Source organism: Enterococcus sp. DIV0183, assembly GCF_050541505.1.
GTDB classification, from domain to species: Bacteria; Bacillota; Bacilli; order Lactobacillales; family Enterococcaceae; genus Enterococcus; species Enterococcus faecalis.
Genome location: NZ_CP172932.1, coordinates 673,883 through 698,952 on the forward strand (window position 1 = coordinate 673,883; position 25,070 = coordinate 698,952).

At 36.9% G+C, this 25,070-nt stretch carries 16 protein-coding genes and 1 pseudogene; 9 read left to right on the top strand and 8 right to left on the bottom strand.

All coding sequences use genetic code 11. The features are described from left to right. The first annotated feature begins 173 nt into the window (after positions 1 to 173). Together IGK72_RS03435 and IGK72_RS03440 are read left to right on the top strand one after the other, a co-directional pair. Positions 174 to 1,343 (top strand): cation diffusion facilitator family transporter, encoded by a 1,170-nt coding sequence (locus IGK72_RS03435; RefSeq protein ID WP_002386999.1) that lies wholly within the window; start codon positions 174 to 176, stop codon positions 1,341 to 1,343. Between the two features lie 297 nt (positions 1,344 to 1,640). Next, on the top strand, positions 1,641 to 3,464 hold the full coding sequence (locus tag IGK72_RS03440) for an APC family permease (RefSeq protein WP_070416144.1): 1,824 nt from the start codon (positions 1,641 to 1,643) through the stop codon (positions 3,462 to 3,464). Between the two features lie 34 nt (positions 3,465 to 3,498). On the opposite strand, the gene IGK72_RS03445 is transcribed toward IGK72_RS03440, so the two are convergent. From IGK72_RS03445 to IGK72_RS03470, 6 genes are all read right to left on the bottom strand, one after another. Then, complete coding sequence (locus IGK72_RS03445) at positions 3,499 to 3,963, bottom strand: GNAT family N-acetyltransferase (RefSeq protein WP_023895580.1); 465 nt, start codon at positions 3,961 to 3,963, stop codon at positions 3,499 to 3,501. 71 nt (positions 3,964 to 4,034) lie between these two features. Next, positions 4,035 to 4,697 carry an ABC transporter permease gene (locus tag IGK72_RS03450; RefSeq protein WP_002363261.1) on the bottom strand — a complete coding sequence of 221 codons (663 nt, stop codon included), beginning with the start codon at positions 4,695 to 4,697 and terminating at the stop codon, positions 4,035 to 4,037. A 3-nt stretch (positions 4,698 to 4,700) separates the two neighbouring features. Then, positions 4,701 to 5,621: an osmoprotectant ABC transporter substrate-binding protein gene (locus IGK72_RS03455; protein ID WP_002355743.1), complete on the bottom strand. Its 921-nt coding sequence runs from the start codon at positions 5,619 to 5,621 to the stop codon at positions 4,701 to 4,703. A 2-nt stretch (positions 5,622 to 5,623) separates the two neighbouring features. Then, entirely contained in the window at positions 5,624 to 6,259 is a 636-nt protein-coding gene (locus IGK72_RS03460; protein WP_002355744.1) for an ABC transporter permease, read from the bottom strand. Between the two features lie 3 nt (positions 6,260 to 6,262). After that, complete coding sequence (locus tag IGK72_RS03465) at positions 6,263 to 7,456, bottom strand: betaine/proline/choline family ABC transporter ATP-binding protein (protein WP_002355745.1); 1,194 nt, start codon at positions 7,454 to 7,456, stop codon at positions 6,263 to 6,265. Positions 7,457 to 8,082: 626 nt separating this feature from the next. Next, positions 8,083 to 8,973 carry a ring-cleaving dioxygenase gene (locus IGK72_RS03470; RefSeq protein ID WP_002355746.1) on the bottom strand — a complete coding sequence of 297 codons (891 nt, stop codon included), beginning with the start codon at positions 8,971 to 8,973 and terminating at the stop codon, positions 8,083 to 8,085. 165 nt (positions 8,974 to 9,138) lie between these two features. Between IGK72_RS03470 and queA the strand changes: the two genes are divergently transcribed. Further along, positions 9,139 to 10,170 (top strand): tRNA preQ1(34) S-adenosylmethionine ribosyltransferase-isomerase QueA, encoded by a 1,032-nt coding sequence (queA, locus tag IGK72_RS03475; protein WP_002355747.1) that lies wholly within the window; start codon positions 9,139 to 9,141, stop codon positions 10,168 to 10,170. A gap of 345 nt (positions 10,171 to 10,515) precedes the next feature. Here the strand turns inward: queA and IGK72_RS03480 are convergent, their stop codons facing one another. Then, positions 10,516 to 10,821: a helix-turn-helix transcriptional regulator gene (locus IGK72_RS03480; protein WP_002355748.1), complete on the bottom strand. Its 306-nt coding sequence runs from the start codon at positions 10,819 to 10,821 to the stop codon at positions 10,516 to 10,518. Between the two features lie 822 nt (positions 10,822 to 11,643). On the opposite strand from IGK72_RS03480, the gene IGK72_RS03485 reads away from it, so the two are divergent. Together IGK72_RS03485 and IGK72_RS03490 are read left to right on the top strand one after the other, a co-directional pair. Further along, a complete protein-coding gene (locus IGK72_RS03485) occupies positions 11,644 to 14,289 on the top strand; it encodes a calcium-translocating P-type ATPase, PMCA-type (RefSeq protein ID WP_070416143.1) in 2,646 nt (881 codons plus the stop codon). A 333-nt stretch (positions 14,290 to 14,622) separates the two neighbouring features. Next, complete coding sequence (locus tag IGK72_RS03490; RefSeq protein ID WP_002381294.1) at positions 14,623 to 16,629, top strand: KUP/HAK/KT family potassium transporter; 2,007 nt, start codon at positions 14,623 to 14,625, stop codon at positions 16,627 to 16,629. A gap of 69 nt (positions 16,630 to 16,698) precedes the next feature. Here IGK72_RS03490 and IGK72_RS03495 read toward each other — a convergent pair. After that, positions 16,699 to 17,397, bottom strand: a pseudogene (locus IGK72_RS03495) (helix-turn-helix domain-containing protein). Between the two features lie 125 nt (positions 17,398 to 17,522). Here IGK72_RS03495 and IGK72_RS03500 point away from each other — a divergent pair. The 4 genes from IGK72_RS03500 (at position 17,523) to polA (ending at position 25,031) form a co-directional block, all read left to right on the top strand. Then, a complete protein-coding gene (locus tag IGK72_RS03500; protein ID WP_430608899.1) occupies positions 17,523 to 19,667 on the top strand; it encodes a heavy metal translocating P-type ATPase in 2,145 nt (714 codons plus the stop codon). A gap of 123 nt (positions 19,668 to 19,790) precedes the next feature. Beyond that, the gene (locus IGK72_RS03505; RefSeq protein ID WP_023895583.1) at positions 19,791 to 21,215 is read left to right on the top strand and encodes a helix-turn-helix domain-containing protein; all 1,425 of its coding nucleotides are present in this window, start codon (positions 19,791 to 19,793) and stop codon (positions 21,213 to 21,215) included. 68 nt (positions 21,216 to 21,283) lie between these two features. Further along, entirely contained in the window at positions 21,284 to 22,195 is a 912-nt protein-coding gene (locus IGK72_RS03510) for an aldo/keto reductase (RefSeq protein ID WP_002355754.1), read from the top strand. A 187-nt stretch (positions 22,196 to 22,382) separates the two neighbouring features. Further along, entirely contained in the window at positions 22,383 to 25,031 is a 2,649-nt protein-coding gene (polA, locus tag IGK72_RS03515) for a DNA polymerase I (protein ID WP_002361339.1), read from the top strand. Positions 25,032 to 25,070: the final 39 nt, after the last annotated feature.

Genomic DNA, 25,070 nt, shown 5'->3' on the forward strand with positions numbered 1-25,070 from the left:
TCTTTATTTTCAAGGCAACCCTAACAAAGAAGTTTTGGGGGCTCTTGCTTTTGACTTTTTGGCAATGCTAAATAATAAAATCTCCCTCAGAAAGTGAGGTTTTTTGTGTACAAATGTATAAAAAGGTTTTATAGTATTTTTTTAAGAAATAAAAAGTGGGTAGGGGTTGTAAAATGATTCAAGCATTGCTTCAACGATATGAGAAAAAAATTGAACGTCGTAAATTGGAAAAACGAACAGCATTCGGTGCTTTTGCCGGGCGGATTGGGCTTGTTTCTAATTTATTTTTATTCGTTAGTAAATTTATGATTGGCTTGCTTTCAGGTAGTGTTTCAATCATGGCAGATGCCATTAATAGCTTGTCCGATACTATTTCTTCAGTTTTAACATTAGTCGGTTTTTATATTGCTGGTAAGCCAGCGGATAAAGAACATCCCTATGGCCATGAACGTTTTGAATATATTAGTGGAATGCTTGTATCATTAGTGATTACGTTTATTGGGTTTGAGTTTCTAACGACCTCCGTGGATCGCATCCTGCATCCAGAATCAATCAAGGTGACACCCATTTTATTTGCTGTTTTAGCTTTATCAATTGGGATTAAAATTTGGCAAGGGCTGTTTTACAAAAAAGTATCAGCAAAAATTGATTCTCAAGCATTAGTTGCTTCTGCTAAGGATAGCTTTAATGATGTTTATACTACATTAGCTGTTTTGATTTCTGCATTTATTGAAGGCGTCACTGGTTTGCGAATTGATGGATATATTGGTTTTTTAATTGCTGCATATATTATTTATAGTGGCTTGCAGTTAATTCGCGAATTTATTAATGAGTTGATGGGTATGCGTCCGAGCCAAACAGAAATTGATGAAATGAAAAATGTCTTATCAAAAATGGAAACAATTGTAGGATATCACGATTTACTGATTCATAATTATGGTCCCAGCCAAACGTTTGCGTCTGTTCACATTGAAATTGATGATCGCTGGGATTTAAATAAAGCCCATCAGACAATCGATGCGATTGAAGCGAAGTTTAAAGAAGAGTTGGATGTTAATCTTGTTTGTCATATTGATCCAGTGAATTTGTATGACCCAACACAACAATTTGTTCATCAAACAATCAAAAAGATTATTCGTTCTTTTGATGCGTCTTTAAAAGTCCATGATATCCGCTTAGTTACCCATGGCGAAGAGCCAAAGATTTTGTTCGACTTGGTTTTGCCTACAGAATCAAAATTATCTGAATTTGAACTGGGTGTGGAAATTCAACGGCAAGTTTATGAAAAAATTGGTCGTTATAAAGTGGAAATTACCTTCGATCATACGTACTTGTTACAATAAAAGGGAATAATTAACTAAGTTTTTAAGCGAGAGCCAAAAGGTCAAATAGACTTTTAGCTCTCGCTTTTTTGTTTAGAGAATGCAAATCCTTTTGTTATCTGGATTCTCTTGATAAGATAAAGGAAGCGGGGGACTTTAAATGAGTGTCTGATTAAAAAAAGATGGTGATTTTTTTATCTTTTTCAGTAACAAAAATCAATTGACTTTTCATTGTGAGAAGCGTAGCATATGGATTTGTTTGATAAAAAATAATGAAAAAAGTGAGCGGGTCACTCTAGAGAAAAGGAGTAGAAAAAAATGGCGGATTTAAAACGACTGTTCATTGGGAAACCATTGAAATCAGCCGAAAATGATGAACATAAATTAAGCAGATTTGCAGCGCTTGCGTTGTTATCTTCTGATGCACTTTCATCCATTGCGTATGGTACAGAACAAATAGTGGTGGTTCTGGTTACTTTGTCGGCGGCTGCGATTTGGTATTCATTGCCAATTGCTGCATTTGTTATTATTTTACTTATTTCTTTAACATTGTCGTACCGACAAATTATTCATGCGTATCCGCATGGCGGCGGCGCATACGTTGTTAGTAGTGAAAACCTCGGCAGAAATGCCGGTTTATTGGCTGGTGGTTCGTTGTTACTCGATTATATGCTAACAGTAGCCGTTTCAGTTTCAGCGGGTGCAGAGGCGATTATATCGGCGATTCCAGCGTTATATGGTCATCAAGTAGCAATTTCTATTGGGATTGTGATATTGATTACCTTAATGAACTTGAGGGGCCTGAGAGAATCAGCTTCGTTCTTAATGTTGCCAGTGTATAGTTTTATCGCAATTATTACCTTACTGATTGTTGTTGGGCTATTTAAAATTGTGACTGGCGCACAGCCATTGAATGCGACAGCTTTACCAGGAGCCGTGGTTCCAGGAATTTCTATTGCCTTAGTTTTACGGGCTTTTTCATCTGGTTCTTCTTCCTTAACAGGGGTTGAAGCAATCAGTAATGCAGTGCCATTCTTTAAGAAACCACGAGCAAAAAATGCTGCTGGGACGTTAGCGTTAATGGCAACGATTTTAGGGTTCTTCTTCGTGGGGATTACGTTTATTAACTATTGGTATGGGATTGTGCCCAAAGAAGAAGTGACAGTTCTTTCACAAATTGGGAAAGCGGTCTTTGGTCAAAATATTTTATATTATTTATTACAGTTTGCGACAGCCTTAATTTTAGCGGTTGCCGCTAACACAGGATTCTCAGCCTTTCCAGTTTTGGCTTATAACTTAGCCAAAGATAAGTTTATGCCACATATGTATATGGATCGTGGCGACCGTTTAGGCTATTCAAATGGTATTTTAACTTTAGCTGCTGGTTCCATTGTTTTATTATTGATTTTCCAAGGTTCCACAGAACGTTTAATCCCATTGTATTCAATTGGTGTGTTTATTCCGTTTGCTTTGTCTCAATCGGGGATGGTTGTAAAATGGCGAAAAGAAACTAAAAATTGGTTGCCAAAATCAATTGCTAACATTGTCGGCGCCTTTATCTCTTTCGCGATTATCGCCATTTTGTTTATTTATCGATTAGGGGACATCTGGCCATTCTTTATTATTATGCCGGTGTTGATTTATGCATTTTATCGGGTCAACACTCACTATAAAAATGTGGCGGAACAGCTACGTTTAGAAGATGGGGCACAGTTGCATGAGTTTGATGGGAATACAGTTATTGTTCTAGTAGGGAACGTAACCAAGGCAAATGTCGGCGCCTTGAATTATGCGCGTTCCATTGGCGATTATGTCGTTGCCATGCATGTCTCAATGGATGAAAATGTTGAGAAGGAAAAAGAAATTCAGGAAGAGTTTAAAAAACACTTCCCGGACGTTCGTCTATCAATTGTCCATTCTTCGTATCGTTCACTGCAAAATCCTATCTTACGTTATGTTGATTTGGTTAGTAAAAATGCCACGAAGCATAACTACAGTACAACGGTTTTAGTACCACAATTTGTACCGAATAAACGTTGGCAAAATATTTTGCATAACCAAACAAGTTTACGCTTGCGGATTCGTTTAGCGTGGCGGGAAAATATTATTGTGGCTACCTATAGTTATCACTTGAAAAAATAAATAAAAGTCTGCTATCTTTTGATGGCAGATTTTTTTATTGACGTAATTGTTTTTGATAAATTCTAGCGCAAGACTGCTCTTCGGTGGTTACCATTGTCAAAAATTCCCAGTCATATCTTTCATAAAAAGTAGTATGGTCTGTGAGCAAATAAAGCTTTTTAAATCCAGAATTAGCAAGAAAATCACCAACTGTTGTTAAAAGAATTCCTGCTAAGCCTTGGTGACGAAATGTTGGTTCGACATACAATGCACAAAGGTTTGGCGTAAGGTCTGCACGATTGTGGAAGTCATTATCAATTACGCCCACGCCTGCAACGATGTCCTGCTGTTTATTCAAGCAGACCCACCAATGTGGTACGTGGTTTTCGCTAGTTAGCATTTCCTGCATACTTCCTTGATACGCTTCAGCGGGGATTTGCCACTTTTGGCTAAACCATTGAGCAGCTGACGGAATTAAGTGTGGTTGTTGGTTTAAATTGATAATAGTATAGTTAGACATTATTGATCTCCTAGATAAAAGAACAGATCCCATTGAAAAGAAACAATGTTGGATCTGCTCTGTATTTTTTATTAATTGGAATGTTTGCTAGCTGGGTCTAAACGCCGTTCAATAATCCCTAGAACCCAATCTGTGATAATCGCCATAAAGGCCGTTGGTAAGGCACCGACTAAAATGATAGAAGCACCATCTGTGGCATTGGTTCCACGAATAATAATATCCCCTAAACCACCAGCTCCAACGAAAGCACCAATCGCAGTAATCCCGATTGCGACGACTAACGCATTTCGAATACCTGCCATGATTACGGAAACAGATAAAGGTAACTCGACCATATAAAGAAGTTGTACTTTTGTCATACCCATTCCTTTACCAACATCTAAAATATTGCGATCCACTTGAATCATGCCAGTGTACGTATTCTTGATGATTGGTAGGAGAGAATAAAGGAAGACCGTTACAACCACCGTGTTGACGCCTAAGCCCATTCCCAACATTAAAATCGAAAGCATTGCCAAAGCTGGTACTGTTTGGATAATGTTCGCTAAACGGATAATCCAGTTGGCTAAGCTACGTTTACGTGAAATCATAATCCCAATAGGAATCCCGACAATTGCAGCAAAGATTACGCCATAAATCGAAATTAAAAAGTGACGTAAAAATTGTTGAAAGACGTAGCCGCCATTTTGTTGGAAATAGTAGATAAATTGTTGGAATAAATTCATATTATTCATCTGTTACTCCCCCTCAAAATAGTTATTTTCTTTTAAGAAACGTTCGGCTACGACCGCAGGTTCAATTAAATCATTATCTGCTTGATAGTTCAATTCTTGCATTTTTTTGGTAGAAATTTTACCATCTAAGCGATTTAATACATCTTTGATTTCCGGCGTTTCTTTTAATAATTTGTCACTAACCACAGGAGCGGCATCATAAGGCGGGAAGAAGCGCTTGTCATCTTTTAACATGACTAAATCGTAACTACCAATCCGGCCGTCTGTTGAGTAACCTAAGATAACGTCCATTTTTCCAGCGTTGACTGCATCGTACACCAAGCCAATTTGCATTGGTAAAATAGATTTAAATTGGAAGTTGTATTCCTTTTTAAAGCCTTCATAACCGTCGCCTTCACGTGTGATCCACGCAGTATCGACACCAGCAACTAATTTGTCTGCGACTTTCCCTAAATCACTGACTGTTTTTAAATTGTATTTCTCAGCCGTTTCTTTTGTAACTAAGAATACATAAGTATTTTCAAATCCATATGAAGGGAACCAAGTTTGTTGATAACGTTTTTCAAATTCTGATTGAACTAGGTTAAACGCTTTTTTAGGGTCTTTTTCCGCTGGTAAGCCCAGCGTAGTAGTCACGTCAGTACCAGTATAACGAGCTGCAGAAATTGAGGCATCTCCGTTTAACATTGCTTGGTGATTGATGGTAGTAGTAGCTAAGTTGTTAATCACATTTGTTTTTTTATCTGTGTAATGCTCCACCATATCCGCTACAATGCTCCCTAAAATCTGCGCTTCTGAAGTAATCCCACCTGTAATGGCGACAGTGTTATCATCAGAAGTTGAAGCGAGACCAGGTAAAGAACAACCTGCCAATAAAAGTAAACTGCTTAAGAAGAGTAAACTTAACTTGAGTTTCTTTTTCATCATTATTCGCCCTCCCTTAAAGCTTTTGGCGTTAAACGATTTTCTAATAATCCAAGAAGAACATCTGCTAAAAGCGCTAAAATAGTTACCGGAATAGTCCCGCCAAAGATTAATTCTGGCTGATAGTTATTTAATCCACTGAAAATCATATCACCAAGACCACCTGCACCAATATAAGAAGCCAGTGTAGCCCAAGCAATGACATAGACAGCAGCTAAACGAATACCGGCCATAATTGTTGGCATGGCAATGGGTAATTCAACACTAAAAATAGACTGTAAATTGGTCATGCCCATGCCTTTAGCAACATCTCGGTAATTTTCATCGACATTTTTCATTCCGATATACGTGTTTCTTAAAATAGGTAGAAGGGAATAGATGAATAGCGCGATAATAGCGGGTGTTTTGCCGACACCAAAAATTGGAATCATCAAAGCTAATAAAGCCAATGAAGGAACCGTTTGTAAGGCACTTGTTAAACCAATGACAATATTGGCTACTTTGGGCAAACGGGTTAACCAAACGCCAACGGGCACAGCGATAGCGACCCCTAATAAAAGTGCAAAGAATGAAATATAAATATGTTCAATACTTTTTGAAATCATTTCTGATCCATATTCTTGAAAGAAGCTACTCATTGCTTACGCCTCCTCTTTATCAGTTTCGGACTCGCTTTGTTTTGCTTCTACAGCTTCACTAATCGTTGTTTCATCGCCCCAGATAACATCATAAACAATGTCAACAAGGGAAGCACGTGTTAAGATGCCCACCACTCGTTTTTGTTCATCAACGACTGGCACATATTTTAAGCCGCGTTTTAAGATTCTTTGTAAAGCATCACGTAAAAGAGCGGTTTTTTGAACAAAGAAGACATCTTTATTCAAGATATCACCGACACTAGAAGCTTTGCCACGTTGCTGATCTAATGTTTCAACATCGATAAAGCCTTTAAGCACATGGGAATTATCAACAACTAATAAGGTATCAACCCGTTTTTCACGCATCAATTTAATCGCTTCTTGTAAAGATTTTTCCGGCGTGATAGTAATAGCTGAATTTAACATGACTTCATCAACAGTGGTGAAATCAGGTTTGGCTTGTAATAGGCGATCTTCTCCGATGAGTTCTTCTACAAATTCATTGGCTGGATGACGTAAGATATTATCTGGTGTGTCAAATTGAATTACTTTGCCTTCGCTCATAATGGCAATTTTATTTGCTAATTTCAACGCTTCATCCATATCATGGGTAACAAAGACAATAGTTTTTCCTAAACGTTCTTGCAAATCTTTCACTAAATCTTGTAATGAATCACGGGTGATAGGATCTAAAGCACCAAAAGGTTCATCCATTAGAATAATATCTTGATTGGCAGCTAAAGCCCGCACAACGCCGATTCTTTGTTGTTGTCCGCCAGAAAGTTCATTGGGATAGCGGTCCAACATTTCTCGTGGTAACTCAACCAAATCAATCATTTTTTCGGCTATCTTATTGCGTTCTTCCACAGGTACTTTTAATAATTTAGGCACTAAAACGATATTTTCACGAATGGTCATGTGAGGCATCAAGCCGATATTTTGAATGACATAGCCAATTTGGCGACGTAGCTCTACAGGATTGATTTTTTGAATATCTTGGCCATCAATTAAAATTTTTCCTTTTGAAGGGTCGGTCATGCGGTTAAGCATCCGCATTGATGTTGTTTTTCCACTACCACTTGTTCCGATGAAGCAGATAAATTCACCTTTATCGAAAGACAAATTAATGTCATCAACGGCGACTTTTCCGCCTTTATAAAATTTTGATACATGCTGAAATTCTATCAACTTACTCACCTCAACTAAATATTTTGAAAATGTATCTTATTACTAGTATGCTATAAAAATGCGATTTCGACAAATGTAATCTATTTTTAATGGGAAAAAGAAGGCGGTAAAATTTTTTTAATTCGTTCTAAAAAAAAGAAAAGATAACTATTGTTTAGTAAAAGTTATCTGAACGAAACAAGATGTTAAAAAGAGTATTCTGAGAAGGAAGAAAAGCCGCTATAACAAAGAAAAGTGTCCTTTGTAGCAAGTTGACGGGAGCTGGGTTTTTCATTAGAATGGAAAGAGAACAAGGGAATAAAATAAAAAAAGGCGCTTCATGATTTAGCGGCAACTAAATCACGAAGCCTTGAATAGTCACCTGTGCAAGTGGACCATCAAGTTGCCCGTTCAATCAATGGAAACCATTGATCACTTTTATTTTACTGAATTTTTGAAAAAATTACCAGTTTTTTTAAGAAGTAAGAAGTGGAAGAACGAAGGATGCTTTTTATGGAATGTGCAATGACGTTCAGAAAAATCTGAAGGTCATTTTTTATTCTCTTGTTCAAACATTCAAACATAGGGGAAGAGAGACGGACGTAATTTTGTCACCGATTATTACGTCCGTCTTCCGTTGTTTTCTAAAGCGTTGGTTACATGTCTTTGTAGAGGTTGGCTTCGATTGCAGTCCGTTTTGGTTCTAAAAAAGGCGGTAAAGCCAATGTTTCCCCTAAATGTTCCAGAGGCTCATCCAATGTAAAACCAGGAGTCAAAGTAGCAAATTCAACCCGATTCCCGCCTGGTTCACGAATGTATAAACTTTTAAAATATCCACGACTTACATACATTTCAATTTCCCAGCCTTGTGCTAAAGCGCGCGTGTGTAGTTCTTGTAATGCTTCATCATCAGCCACAGAAAAAGCAATATGATCCATACTGCCACGCCCCATTCGGCTTGTTTTATCCGACGTTGTTTGATGAACAGAAAAGCTTTCCGTCTCACTTAAAATAATCGTATTGCCAACTGCTTGCCAACCAAGAAATGTTTCAAAAAAGGCCAAGGTTTTTTCAGAATCTGGCACATGAAATTCAGTAGAGGCCAAACCGATAATTTGAACCGCTGCTGGAATGTCGTTAGAAACAACGAGTGTTTCTTTTAATGGATTTTCAGGAACTTCTGTCAGGATAATATGCGTATCATCTGGATCACTGAAATGTAGGCTCTTTTCTTTTTTGTTAAATGGAATTTTGTTTTCTGTTAAACGTTGTTCCCAAAAGGAAAGGCTGTTTTGGGGAATTTTTAAGCCAATCGTGGCTAAATAATTTTTTTCTTCATAGCGGTTGCCTAATAAGGGCACGATAAAAAAAGTTACTAAGCTTCCCGGTGTGCCTTGATAATCGCCATAAAAATAATGAGGCATGCGATTGTTGTCTTGATTTACGGTATTTTTGACAAAGCGTAAGCCTAACAATTTTGTATAGAATGATTGGTTTTCTTGACCATGACGCGCTAATAGTGAAACATGATGAAATTGAGCATGCATTTTGAGTTCCTCCTCTAAATAACTATATATACTTACTTAAAGTAAGTATAGTGCTTCTGACATTTTTTGACAACTATTTAGTTTGATTCAGAAGGCTGACATAGCCAGAAACAAGAAAAAGTGTTAGAATAACCAAGATAAAAACTAGTAGAAAGAGTGACGGAAATGCTAAGTACAGAAGATTTTGATTTTGATTTACCAGAAGAATTAATTGCTCAAACCCCACTAAAAGATCGCGCTAGTTCACGATTATTAGTTGTAAATAAAGAAACAGGGGACATGGAGGATAAACATTTCCATGATATTCTTGATGAATTACAGCCTGGGGATGCATTAGTCATGAATAACACACGGGTACTACCGGCCCGTTTATATGGAGAAAAACCTGAAACAGGCGGTCATTTGGAAGTTTTACTTTTAACAAATACAGAAGGCGATACATGGGAAACCTTGATTAAACCCGCGAAACGTGCAAAAGTCGGCACGGAAATTCAATTTGGCGATGGTCGCCTAAAAGCGGTGGTTAAAGAAGAGTTGGAACATGGTGGTCGAATCATTGAATTTAAATATGATGGTATTTTCTTAGAAATTTTAGAATCGTTAGGAGAAATGCCATTGCCGCCATATATCAAAGAACGTCTAGATGACCCAGATCGTTATCAAACGGTTTATGCTGAAGAAAATGGTTCAGCTGCAGCACCAACAGCGGGTTTGCATTTTACAAAAGAACTATTAGAAGAGATCAAAGCAAAAGGTGTTCATCTCGTTTATTTAACTTTACATGTCGGTTTAGGAACATTCCGTCCCGTGAGCGTTGATAATATAGAAGAACATCATATGCATAGCGAATTCTATCGTTTAACTGAAGAAGCGGCTAAGCAACTAAATGAAGTACGCCAAGCAGGCGGTCGGATTGTTGCGGTTGGAACAACTTCTATTCGTACGTTGGAAACAATTGGCACAAAATTTAATGGTGAAATCCAGGCTGACAGTGGCTGGACCGATATTTTTATCACACCAGGGTATCAATTTAAAGTCGTAGAGGCTTTTTCAACGAACTTCCATTTACCAAAATCTACGTTAGTGATGCTTGTGAGTGCCTTTGCAGGAAAAGACTTAACATTGGCTGCTTACCAACATGCAATTGAGGAAAAATATCGTTTCTTTAGTTTTGGCGATGCAATGTTTATTAAATAAGCGACACTTTGTGAGCAGAATACTTGGGATTGAAACAAAAATATATTATGATAAACACGTGATTTTTGGAATCACAGTAAAGGTGTGCTTTATTTTTTCTTCCCCTGTAAATAATAAAGTTAGAAACCAAAACGCTACTAGGACGAAAATGCTTAGTAGACAATCTTAGAATAAAAAGAACAGCGCAACCACGGTTGCGCCGTTCTTTTTTTTATGTAAGAAAAGATTAATTATTGAAACAACAATACGAAGAAGTGCTTTCTTCGTATTGCCGGTACTAAGTTGTACCTCGGCAACTCCAAGTACAATCAGAAAAATTGTCTTGTTAAGTACAGCTTATACTGTTTAGGCTTCTTGTTCTACATCGTCATTCAGTGTTTCTTTGAAGGTGAACACATCATCAATGGTTACGCCAAAGACGTTCGCGATGTCATGCGCAAGAAGTAATGAAGGATTGTACTTGTTTCGTTCCAGTTGAATAATTGTTTGTCGAGAGACACCGACTCGATTGGCCAAATCTTGCTGGGTCATACGAGCCATAGCACGATAAACATGAATTGAACTTTCAAACGAAGATTTTTTCTTTTTTCGCATAGCATTCCCTCCTTTAAAAGAAGATAAAATAGAATGTGCACCTTGAATATAACACATATGATTATTTGATACAAATATATTTTATTGCCTAAAAGAAAAAACCGAGCTTAAATTTAAGCTCGGCCTTGTTAACGGGAAGACATCAATTGGTTGAATAAGTGTTTACATTTCGCGATACATGTAAAGCAAAAGGTGAACGTGATGTGGTGAAACTAAAACCTTGTTTTCATACAGTTTCGACGCTTGGATGGTGGATAACTTGCGTTAGGTGATAACAGATAGGGTAAATGCTTTATAGAAACTCCATCCTTCTATAACCTTTCCCTATTTTCCGATACGAGTTATCACTAACAATTACTCTACACGTATTGTTTACAGGTGAATCTTGCAATTCTAACAACTTTGAGTTTACCGATTTTTATCTACTGAGAAAATCTTCAACCAATTGATTAGCATGTCCTCCTTACACTTAAAGAATAGCACTTTTTGAAAGCGTTTGCAAGTTATAACACTTATTAATAAGATTAAATATAATATTTTTCTGGTTATTTTATAACATGTAAAATAAATAATCGTGCGAACTAAATAACATTGTATTTTTTTGTTGTTTTGTTTTGAATATATAGAAATAAACTATTTTTTTATCAGACAAAATGAAAAAAATGTCCATTGCTTTTTGGCTGAATTCGTTTCCTTTTTCATAAAATTCCCATAATCAAATAGAAACATTGCTGTAGCAACAACGAAAATACCAGTTTTTTCTGGACATATGAGAGAACGCTAAGCCAAAGATGAAAAAAGTTGCGTGTTCAAAAAAAATCATGTTATATTTAATAGAGACACTATTATATAGGAAGAAAAAATTAGAGGGGGAATAGGATGGAAGCTTACAAGCAAACTGTCGATACTGTCACAAAAGAAGTTTCAGTCAATACTGAAACTGGTTTAACACAACAAGAGGCCCAACAACGGCTGAAAGAAAATGGCCGCAATCAATTTGAAGAGGCTAAGAAGGATTCTGTGTTAAAGAAATTTATTCACAGTTTATCTGATTTTACAACGATTATTTTATTAGTTGCTGCGGCAATTTCGTTTTATACAGCAATCGTAACAGAACATGGCGAATATTTTGAAGGAATCTTAATTATTGCAATTGTGATTATCAATGCTGTTTTGGCCATTGTTCAAGAAGGAAATGCTGAAAAATCTCTGGCGGCTTTACAAGACATGAACAAGCAAAGTAGTGCAGTCTTACGAGATGGCAAGGTAATCGAAGTCGATGCTGAAGAACTAGTAGTAGGAGATGTTCTAGTTCTTGAAGCTGGTTCAATGATTACAGCCGATGCACGACTTATTCAAGCTTCTCAAATGCGCGTAGAAGAGTCAGCACTAACAGGTGAAAGTGAACCTGTTGAAAAAGATCCTACATACGTGGGGCATGACGATGATGGCTTAGGAGATCAAATAAATATGATTTTCAAAGGCTGTACCGTTGTGAATGGCCGCGGACGAGCAGTAGTAACTGCAACAGGAATGAATACAGAAATGGGTAAAATTGCTGGGTTACTGAATAACAGCGATCAGCAAAAAACACCATTACAAAAACGCTTGAATCAATTAGGCAAACGTATTAGTTTGTTAGCTTTAGGGGCTGCAGCAATTGTTTTCATTATTGGTGAACTGCAAGGAGAACCGCTTCTTGAAATGTTTATGACAGCCGTTTCCTTAGCGGTGGCAGCTGTACCAGAAACACTAACCGTGATTGTAACGTTAACCTTAGCATATGGTGTTCAAAAAATGGCTAAGAAACATGCGATTATTCGTCGATTGCCAGCAGTAGAAACGCTAGGAACTGCGAATGTTATCTGTTCTGATAAGACAGGAACACTGACACAAAATAAAATGCGTGTCCGCCGAGTATGGCATCGTGGTGATGAAGTAACGGATACGGAAGATGCCATGACCGATGAAGCCATGGAAGTACTGAAAATGGCTGCCTTATGTACAGATGTCATTGTGGAAAAAGAAGGCGATGAACTAACTGTTACAGGGAATCCGACAGAAGCGGCAATTGTTCGTGCTGTCGAAGAAAATTATCATACGAAAGAAGAACTTGAAGAAAAATATCCTCGTATTGGTGAAATTCCCTTTGATTCAGAACGAAAAATGATGACTACGGTCCATCAATGGGGGAAAAAGTACATCTCAATTACTAAAGGAGCCTTTGATGTGTTACTACCTCGTTTTGGTTTCGGAGATGTCGATCAAGCGGCTATTGTTAATGATCGTTTCGGAAAACGAGCGTTACGAGTTATTGCTGTCGGTTATGCCGTATATGATGAACCACCCAAGGAAATTACATCAGAGGCTTTAGAAAAAAATCTTCGCTTGTTAGGCTTAATTGGCATGATTGATCCACCACGTCCAGAAAGTAAGGGCGCCATTGCTCGTGCGAAAAAAGCTGGAATTAAAACAGTCATGATTACTGGTGATCACGTGGTAACAGCCAGTGCAATTGCTAAAGAATTAGGAATTTTAAAAGATAAAAGTGAAGCCTTATCTGGTTCAGAACTGAAAAAAATGAGTGATGAAGAATTAGATAAACGGGTTAAATATTTATCCGTTTATGCACGTGTAACCCCTGAAGATAAAATTCGAATTGTTCAATCATGGCAACGTTCTGGCGCTGTTGTAGCAATGACCGGAGATGGCGTGAATGATGCGCCAGCCTTGAAAGCTAGTGATGTCGGTTGCGCAATGGGGATTACTGGAACAGATGTGGCCCAAGGCGCTTCAGATATGATTTTGACGGACGATAACTTTGCAACTATTGTTGATGCAGTGGCGCAAGGACGTGCCGTGTACCGAAATATTCGTAAAGCCATTAACTTCTTATTAAGCTGTAATATTTCTGAGATTTTTATTGTTTTAATTGCCATGTTACTTGGTTGGGGTGCGCCATTTACTGCAGTTCAACTGTTGTTTGTTAACGTGGTCGCAGATGGGTTACCTGGTTTTGCATTAGGAAAAGAACCAGCGGAAAAAGGAATTATGGATGAGGCACCAATCCCTAAAAACGAAGGGATTTTTGCACGAGGCTTATGGCAAAAGATTGGGATTAATGCAGCAGTGTTCACAGTCATTACTTTGTTTGGTTTTTACCTAGGTGCCTTTGTACCAGGTGTTTCAGCCTATGTTTCAAACAGCTATGAAGTTGGACAAACAGTGGCATTTTTAATCTTAGCTTATTCCTCTATCTTACATGTCTTTAATGTTCGTAGTGCGAACTCTGTTTTCCGTGTAAAATTATCAAGCAACAAGTCGCTCTTTGAAATGGTCGTTTTAGCATTACTAATTACCACAACCATTGCTTTATTACCATTCACACAAGAACTATTTGGATTAGTGCATATTAGTTTAAATCATTGGATGTTAGCAATTTTCCTATCCCTTGTGCCAATTTTCGTCAATGAAATGATTAAGTTCCATTTCTCTGAAGTTGAAGAGGAAGAAGAAGTGATTTAAATTTAACAGGAATAAAAGGAGCTACTTTTGTTCAGGGAATTATCTTAATAGTTAGCAAGTGGGGCAGCAGTCGTTTCGACTGCTGCCCCACTTATTTTTGATTTTCCTTTTTTCAAAATAGGTGGGTTTCTTATCTAAGATGAACATTCTCTAATAAAAAGACTTGCTAAACGATTTAAAACGTATTATAGTGAGTAGCATCGTTAGTCAAAAAGCGCTTTTTGACTAATGAAAAAGATATATAAAACGTTATATAATAAAGAGTTTTAAAAGTTTTTATGGAGCTGTTGGTTAAACTAAACGAAGTCATTTCTTTTGTAGGAGGAAAGTATTGTGTTACACAAAGCAGAGGGGTTTGATCGTCGGAAATTTACGATGGCAGGGATCTTAGTTGCCATGGGCGTTGTCTATGGAGATATTGGAACGAGCCCTTTATATGTAATGAAAGCCATTGTAGGAGATAATGGTGGCTTGGCACGGGTTTCTGAATCGTTTATTTTAGGTTCGGTCTCATTAATTTTTTGGACATTGACTATCTTAACCACGATTAAATATGTTGTTATTGCTTTAAATGCTGATAACCATGGAGAAGGTGGGATTTTCTCTCTTTATACATTGGTTCGTAAAAAAAGTAAGTATTTGATTATTCCCGCAATGATTGGCGGCGCCGCTTTACTGGCTGATGGCGTTTTGACCCCAGCTGTGACAGTGACGACAGCGATTGAAGGCTTACGGGGGATTCCAGCATTTTTTGAACGTTTTGGCAATGACCAAACGATTATAGTGGTTATTACGTTGACGATTATTTTAATTCTTTTTTCTGTTCAACGATTTGGAACAGAATTGGTCGGGAAAGCTTTTGGCCCGATTATGTTCTTGTGGTTTACTTTTTTAGGCATCATTGGTTTAATGAATTTTAGCCAAGATTGGACGGTTATTCGTGCATTAAATCCATATTATGCTTTGCAATTACTAGTCAGTCCAGAAAATAAATTAGGTCTATTTATTTTAGGGAATATTTTCTTGGCTACAACTGGTGCTGAAGCTTTATATTCTGATTTAGGGCATGTAGGAAAAATGAATATCCGCATTAGCTGGCCGTATATTAAGATTTGTTTGATTCTTAATTATTTAGGGCAAGCTGCGTGGTTGTTAACGGTCAAAGAAAACCCTGAAATGCAGGCATTAGCTGAAATTAACCCATTTTTCCAAATGATTCCACGAGGTATTCTCGTATTTGGCGTTGTTTTTGCAACAATCGCCGCAGTGATTGCTTCGCAAGCGTTAATATCAGGTTCGTATACTTTAGTTTCTGAAGCGATTAAATTGAAGTTATTACCGAGACTTAAAATTATTTATCCTGGGAGCAATATCGGTCAAATGTATATTCCAGCGGTAAATTTAATTTTGTGGTTAGCTTGTTCAGCAATCGTGCTGGCTTTTAGAACATCGACACACATGGAAGCTGCGTATGGTCTATCGATTACGATTACGATGTTAATGACAACCATTTTATTGTTGTTTTATCTTTTGGATAAAATTCCAGCTTGGTCTGCGTATCTAATTTCCTTGTTCTTTGCTGCCATTGAAGTTGTCTTTTTCTTTTCAAGTGCTGCGAAGTTTTTCCATGGTGGATATGTTGCTGTGGGAATGGCAGTCTTCTTGTTATGCATCATGATTATTTGGGAACGCGGCAACGAGATTAAGGAAGCGACGGCGGAACAAGTGTCGTTGGAAAAATATGTACCACAACTTAAAGCTTTGAAAGAAGATACATCTGTACCTATGTATCAAACCAACGTGGTCTTTTTAACCTCCGATCGAGTGGACGGCGAAATTAATCGTAATATTATTTATTCGATTTTGGACAAACAACCAAAACGAGCGAATGTTTATTGGTTTGTTAATGTTCAGGTAACAGATGAACCCTTTACTCAAGAATATTCTGTTGACATGCTAGGAACTGATTTTATTGTGCAAGTTCAGCTATATTTAGGCTTCCATATTTCTCAAGAAGTGAATGTATATTTAAGACAAATTGTTCATGACTTGATGAAAACAGGCCGCTTGCCAAAACAGCCACAACGTTATTCATTAACGCCAGGAAGAGAAGTTGGCGATTTCCAATTTGTATTAATTCAAGAAGAATTATCTAACGTTTCTGAACTGAAAAAATGGGATCGACAAATTATGCAGGCAAAATTAGCTATCAAAAACTTAACTACCTCTCCTGAAAGTTGGTTTGGCTTGGAATACAGTGAAGTCAAATATGAATCCGTTCCTTTAATCATTGGCCCACAACGGAAAACGCACTTAGTCGAACGAAAGAATCGTTCATAAATAGAAGAAATTTAACTAAAAGATTGAGCCTAAGTCCTTGAGATACATGGCTCAATCTTTTTTGTAGAATCAGAGTAAATACTGTAATTCCACAAAGAATTCATTTAAAAGCGTTTGGTCTTTAAAGGAATTCATCCGCTTAAAGATGGCCAGTAAGACTTCTTTTTATGGCTCAGTTAATTGATCTACTTTTAACAAAGGAAGAAAAGCGATAATCAGAGAATAATCCAATTCTGGATTTTGAGAATGTGTAAATAATTCATGGAGTTCTGACAAAATAAACGGATGATAATAAGATTGGTCAGACTGTTCTTCTGCAGTTGTTGGTTCATAAATAGAAATACTCTCTTGGGAATGAGAGGGGGCTTCTACTGTTAAAGGAAAAGCATAAAAGGACTGCTGTAACTTTTGCGCTTGAATCATAATTTTTAAGGAATCGTGATAGGATAGCTGTTCTTCAGATAAACGTCCCATCAACTGAGTAAAAAAAGGTGGTTTTAGCAGTTGTTTATTTTGAAAATTTTCTTTTAATAGCTGGCGCACAAATCGATCAAAATCACCATAAAGTAGCCAATCTACTGTTGTATCGCAGGCTTTAGCGATTTTTTTTAAGTATCGTTTATTGGGTAAATTCAAACCTAATTCCCAGTTACTAATTGTACTTCCACTAGATAAACCAATTTTATTGGCTAAATAACGTAAAGTGTACTTCTTCTTTTTTCGAGCTTCACGCATGCGCGCCCCGACTTGCTTTGTAGTAATTTTCATTGAAACACTCCTTTTGTAATAAATATGAGGATAAGGTGTTCTTAAAATATACATACGCAAAATTCGGCTCTTTTTTTTTCTAAACTAAAAAAAGTAATTATTTCTAACAATTTTCATCTTGTGCTATGCTTAAGATGAAAATACTTAAGAAGAGAAGGGATCATATGTCAGCAAAACATAATCATGAACAACACCAGGAAAAACAGCCAACAATGTCCCACGATAAAATGAATCACATGAATCATGATATGGCGCATGAACAAATGGCTATGTCACACCAACATGAAGGAATGAAGGGAATGGATCATTCAATGCATATGGGGAATTTTAAACAAAAATTCTGGCTGTCATTGATTTTAGCTATTCCGATTATTGTTCTTTCACCAATGATGGGTTTTCAATTACCTTTTCAATTTACTTTTCCAGGTTCTGATTGGTTGGTCTTAATTTTAGCAACTGTGCTATTTTTTTATGGTGGACAACCATTTTTAAGTGGCGCTAAAATGGAATTACAGCAAAAGAGTCCAGCAATGATGACGTTAATTGCGATGGGGATTTCGGTATCATATTTTTACAGCTTATATGCGTTTTACATGAATCATTTTACGAATCAGGCCCACGTGATGGACTTTTTCTGGGAATTAGCCACTCTGATTGTTATTATGCTTTTAGGCCATTGGATTGAAATGAATGCTATTTCTAATGCTGGTGATGCCTTGAAAAAAATGGCTGAACTGTTACCTGACACAGTCAAGCGAATGACTGAACATGGGGAAGAAGAAATTCCTTTGCAAGATGTCCAAGAAGGCGATCGCTTGATTGTTCGTTCGGGAGATAAAATTCCGACAGATGGTAAAATTTTGAAAGGAAGCACAACAGTCGACGAATCGATGGTTACAGGGGAATCAAAAACAGTAGAAAAAAACATTGGTGACTCCGTGATTGGTGGAGCTGTCAATGGCAACGGAATGATTGAAATTTCGGTAACTGGCACGGGTGAAAATAGTTACCTGTCAAAAGTTATGGAGATGGTTAAACAAGCGCAATCGGAAAAATCAAAACTAGAATCCATTTCAGACCGTGTAGCCAAGTGGTTATTCTATATTGCCTTATTCGTAGGTGTGTTAGCATTTATCGGTTGGTTAATGGCGACGAAAGATTTGTCGCTAGCATTTGAACGAATGGTTACAGTTTTTATTATTGCCTGTCCCCATGCGTTAGGCTTAGCAATTCCTTTAGTGATTGCTAGAAGTACCTCCATTGCTGTTAAAAATGGCTTACTTTTAAAAAATCGGAATGCATTAGAACAAGCCAATAAGGTTGAATATGTGTTGCTGGATAAAACTGGAACTTTAACAGAAGGACAATTTACAGTTACTGGCTTAGAATTAATGAGTAAGCAGTTTACTAGAGAAGAAGCACTTAAATATATTGGGGCATTGGAAAAAAATGCAAATCATCCGTTGGCAATTGGGATTATGAACTATTTAAATAAACAAGCCGTTCAACCTTATGAAGCCCATAATCTGCAAGCTTTATCAGGCGTAGGACTGGTTGCTACTGTTCAAAACCAAGAAGTCAAAATAGTCAATGAAAAAGAAGTTGCACGGTTACAGTTAACCTTCGATGAAACAATTAAAACAAACTATCAGGAGCAAGGAAATACCTTGAGTTATTTAATCATCGCTGGTCAATTAGTCGCACTGCTTGCTTTAGGAGATAAAGTCAAACCAGAAGCTAAAACATTTATTGCAGAGTTACAAGCGCAAGGAATTACGCCAGTCATGTTAACAGGGGATAATCAAACAGCCGCCAGTGCAGTTGCTAATTATTTAGGAATGAAGGAATACTACGCAGAGCTCTTACCAGAAGATAAAGAAAAAATTGTGCAACAATATCTTACTGAGGGACATCAGGTCATGATGGTAGGAGACGGTATTAACGATGCACCAAGTTTAGCCCGTGCTTCAATCGGCATTGCGATAGGCGCTGGTACAGATGTAGCGATTGATTCGGCAGATGTTGTACTGACGGATAGTGATCCTAAAGATATTTTAAGGTTCTTAGATTTAGCCAAACAAACACGACGTAAAATGATCCAAAATCTTTGGTGGGGAGCTGGGTACAATATTGTCGCCATTCCTTTAGCGGCTGGGGTTCTTGCACCAATTGGGATTGTTTTAAATCCAGCTGTAGGTGCTGTCTTGATGTCATTAAGTACAATTATTGTAGCAGCAAATGCTATGACACTGCATATTTCAAAAAAATAATTCGATATAATTGTAGAGAGCGGAAAGTAATCAATACTTTTTGTTCTCTATTTTTTTCTTCTTAAAAAAATTTTTGCCTTATTTGACGTATTCTTATAACAAGGGAGTGAAAGGGGACGATATATGGATTTCAAGGAATTATTGTCTTTTGAACATAAAAATATGTTGGAATTGTTGGATTTACTGCAACAAGAGCAGACATTTTCTATTTTGATGGCTGCAGAAAAACTAAAGGTGAGCGACAAAACAATCCATTGTTACATTCAACGTTTTGAAAAAAAGCAGGAAACGTTTAAGATAGAAGGGCTTTGTAAGATTTATACAACGACCAAAGGAATTGTAAAATATCGTGAATTATGCGTTTGTGGCTTGGCTCGATTTAGACAAAAATTTTGTTATTTTATTCCCGAATTTTATATTTTACGTTGTCTAATTGAAGAGCGAATCAATTATGCACAATTGACCCAGGTATTGGGATTACAGGAATCAACTCTTCGGAAGAAACTTTCTAATATTCGACGTTGGCTAGTTAATTTTGATATTATTGTACGTCAAAAACATTACGATTTAACTGGCAATGAATGGCAAATTCGACAGTTAATACTTTGTTTTTATTTGTTTTTTCAAGAAAGCTGTCTGGAAGAAAACAGAGAAATGACTCGGAAAATCATTACCTTTTTTGAGTTGGATTTAAATGTAGCACAACAGAATCATCTTAGTTGGCTAATTTATATTTGGGAGAAACGATATAGAGGCGGGCATGAAATTTCAGTGCCAAATGCTAATTTATTTCAACAAACAAGTGCTTTTTTTTATTTATTTCGTGTGGAAGTGTTGAGCACTTCTTTTATGTCTCTTAAAGAACAAAAAGCGTTATTTGTGATTCTTGAAGCACATTTTGGTGGTTGTTTTGGCAAGAGAGTGCGAAAGTATTTTATTCATGAGCAAATGAAAATAGAAAGTTTATGCTTAAAAACAGCTATTTTTATTATGAAAGAAATTAGGAGAAATTTTACACAACATCATTTTAATTATCAAGAAATTCATTTATGTCGATTTTTAAGTACGCATATGAATAGTTTATTAGACGGACAAGCATGGTTGCCAGCTCATAAACAGGAACAAACACTCGCTGCTCGTTATCAACAAACCTGGCACAGATTACAAAAACTTATTAGGCTTTTAAAGCGCCTATATCCAGTCTTTACTTCAGTAAAAGAACGGGAATTGACGAGTTGCTATTTTTATCACATCCTAGATTTATTTAACCCGATTTTATATGAAAAAAAATATATTATTTGCCTATTGACGGACTTTCCTCCAGAAAAGGAACAAGCGTTGGGGCAATCTATAAAAAGCTATTTCAGTGAAAAAAAGAATATTACAATTATTCATGGAAAACCAGCGTATCAACTTCACCAAGCACACCTCTTAATTGTCAATCATTTGTTTCAGATGAACGTAGCGCTTTCTTCTGAGACAGTTGTTTATTTGCCAGAGGAATTATCTCCTGCTTTTTTTGAAAAAGTCGAAGCGAATCTATCGTAAGAAGTCCAATTTTGTCTAAATAGTGTTAAAATGAAGAAGTAAGAGGAATGGATGAGGAGGATATTAAAATGAAACAACTGCAATTTGGTACAAGTGACGAAACAGTTTCTTCGGTTATCTTAGGATGTATGCGCTTAAATGGTGCTGAAAATCCTCAACAGGTAATTGAAACTGCTTATGATCATGGCATTACATTTTTTGATCACGCCGACATTTATGGTGGCGGCGACTGCGAAACCATTTTTGGTAAGGCCTTAAAAGAAAGTACCATTCGTCGTGAAGATATTTTTATACAAACGAAATGTGGGATTCGTCAAGGCTTTTTTGACTTTTCAAAAGCACATATTTTAGAAGCGGTCGAAGGGAGTTTACAGCGTTTAGGTGTAGATTCAGTCGATGCATTATTGTTGCATCGTCCAGATACTTTAGTGGAACCAGAAGAAGTAGCTGAAGCTTTTCATTTATTAGAAAAACAAGGGAAAGTTCGCTATTTTGGTGTAAGTAACCAAACGCCAGGACAAATTGAACTTTTAAAAACAGCTGTTAAACAACCGTTATTAGCCAATCAATTACAATTTGGCATCAAGCATACTGGCATGGTGGATCAAGGCTTACAAACAAATATGGAAATATCAGGAAGCATTGATTATGATCATGGTATTTTAGATTATTCACGGTTGAAACAAATGACTATTCAAGCATGGTCACCGTACCAATATGGTTATTTTGAAGGTGTCTTTATTGGAAATGAAAAATTCCCTGAGTTAAATCAAAAATTAAGCGAATTGGCTGAAAAATATCAAACAACGCCAACTGGCTTAGCCAGCAGCTGGATTCTGCGCCACCCTGCTAATATGCAAGTCATCGCAGGAAGTATGAATCTTGGTAGAATTGAAGAAATTGCTAAAGCAGCAGACATTGTGATTAGTCGCGAAGATTGGTACGATATTTATCGTGCAGCGGGAAATGTTTTGCCGTAAAAAGATTTTCGTACTTGTGAAGATCCAGCGTGTATTGCTGATTGATTTTGGTATTTGATATAGTTGTCACTAAGGAACTATGTCAAATACCTTTTTCTTTCATTCTGCAATCGCCGTCTACTGCAAATTCTGTAGTTTTTTGTTAAAATAGAAAGGAAACTAGTTTGCTAAAGATGAGGGGAAAAAAATGACCAAAAAAAAATTATTACTCGTTGATGGAAACAGTGTAGCCTTTCGTGCATTTTTTGCGCTACATAACTCATTAGAACGATTCAAAAATAAGAACGGCTTGCATACAAATGCTATTTATGCGTTTAACAATATGTTTGAAAATGTAATGCAAAAAGAAATGCCTACTCATGTTTTAGTCGCTTTTGATGCAGGGAAAACCACATTCAGAACAGAATTTTATTCAGAATATAAAGCCGGACGTTCAAAAACACCGGGGGAATTTAAAGAACAAATGCCGTATATTCGTGAACTTTTAGAAGGTTTAGGCGTAAAATATTATGAACTACCTAACTATGAAGCAGATGATATTATTGGTACATTAGCCAACAAAGTTGATAAAGATGAATTTGATGTTGTCGTGTTATCAGGGGACCGAGATTTGACACAATTAGCGACGGACACTGTCAAAGTAGATATCACTGTTAAAGGAGTTAGCGATATTGAATCATATACACCTGAGCATATTGCTGAAAAATATGATGGGTTAACGCCTAAGCAAATTATTGATATGAAAGGGTTGGCTGGCGACACGTCGGATAACATTCCAGGTGTAACGAAAATCGGTGAGAAAACCGCGATTAAGCTGTTAAAACAATATGGCTCAGTTGAAGGGGTTTATGAGAATATCGATGAAATGAAAAAAAGCAAAATGAAAGAAAACTTGATTAATGATAAAGAGCAAGCCTTTCTTTCTAAACGTTTAGCGACAATTGAAGTCAATGCACCAGTCGAAGTCAATGTAGAAGACTTGGCATATGAAGGGAAAAACTTAGAAAAATTGGTTCCTTTTTATAAAGAAATGGACTTTAAACAATTTTTAGCTAAGTTGGACATTACAGAAGAACCTGTTGAAATGGAAGATATTTTATTTGAAGTAGTCGAAGATCAGTTAACCAATGAAATGTTTACAGACGATATGGCTCTTTATGTTGAGATGATGGAAGATAACTATCACACGTCACCGATTGTCGGCCTTGCTTGGGGCAACGACAAGAAGATTTATACCACGAATAATTTAGCTGTTTTTGAAAGTCAGCCATTTATCGATTGGTTGATGGATGAGACACGTAAAAAAAATGTCTATGATGCAAAACGGACGTACGTTGCACTAAATCGCTATGTAGGAAAAATGACAGGGATTGCCTTTGATGTTTTATTGGCTGCTTATTTACTTGATACCAATGACAATAACGCTGATATTGAAGGTGTAGCACAACATTACGGATATGATGCGATTCAATCTGATGAAGCTATTTATGGAAAAGGGGCCAAAAAAGGCTTGCCAGAGGACGAAGAAGTTTTCTTTGGTCATTTAGCACGTAAGATTAAAGCAATTCAATTTTTAACAAGCAAATTAGATAGCGAATTAACAGAAAAAAATCAAGCTGATTTATTCTATAAAATGGAATTACCACTTTCTCGTATTTTAGGCGATATGGAAATAACTGGTATCCGTGTTGATGCCACGCGCTTAAAAGAAATGCAAGTAGAATTTTCAGAACGCTTGAAAGAAATCGAAGAAAAAATCTATGCAGAAGCTGGCGAAGAATTTAATTTGAATTCACCTAAACAATTAGGCGTTATTTTATTTGAAAAAATGGGCTTACCTGTGATCAAAAAGACGAAAACTGGCTATTCAACAGCGGTAGATGTTTTAGAACAACTAAAAGAACAAGCACCAATTGTGGCAGATATTTTAACTTATCGTCAAATTGCCAAAATTCAATCGACCTATGTTGAAGGACTTTTAAAAGTAATTCAGCCAGATAATAAAATTCATACTCGGTATGTACAAACACTGACACAAACAGGACGGTTAAGCTCAGTAGATCCCAATTTACAAAACATTCCTATCCGTTTAGAAGAAGGCCGAAAAATTAGAGAAGCCTTCGTACCAAGAGAGGATAATTGGTTGATTTTCTCTTCTGATTACTCTCAAATCGAGTTACGTGTGCTCGCGCATATTTCTAATGATGAGCATTTAAAAGAAGCGTTTGTGGAAGGGCAAGATATCCATGCCAGCACTGCAATGCGAGTTTTCGGTGTTGAAAAAGCAGAAGATGTCACACCTAACATGCGTCGTCAAGCTAAAGCGGTGAATTTTGGAATTGTCTATGGTATCAGTGATTATGGCTTGTCCCAAAACTTAGGCATTACTAGAAAGCAAGCGCAACAATATATTGACACCTATTTTGAAAAATATCCAGGCGTGAAACAGTACATGGAAGAGATTGTCCGCGATGCCAAAGACAAAGGCTATGTGGAAACATTGTATCATCGCCGTCGTTATTTAAGTGATATTAATTCAAGAAACTTTAATCTACGTTCGTTCGCTGAACGTACAGCGATTAATACACCGATTCAGGGAAGTGCCGCAGATATTTTAAAAATTGCGATGATTGAAATGGCGCGTCGTTTAAAAGAAGAAAAATTACAAGCGACAATGTTATTACAAGTGCACGATGAATTAGTTTTTGAAGTACCAGAATCAGAATTAGAACAATTAAATCAACTCGTCAAAGAAGTGATGGAGCACGCAGTTTCCTTACATGTGCCACTTATCACCGATAGCAGTTGGGGAAAAACATGGTATGAAGCAAAATAATAGCTTACCCATTAAGAACGATGAATAAAATAAGGATAA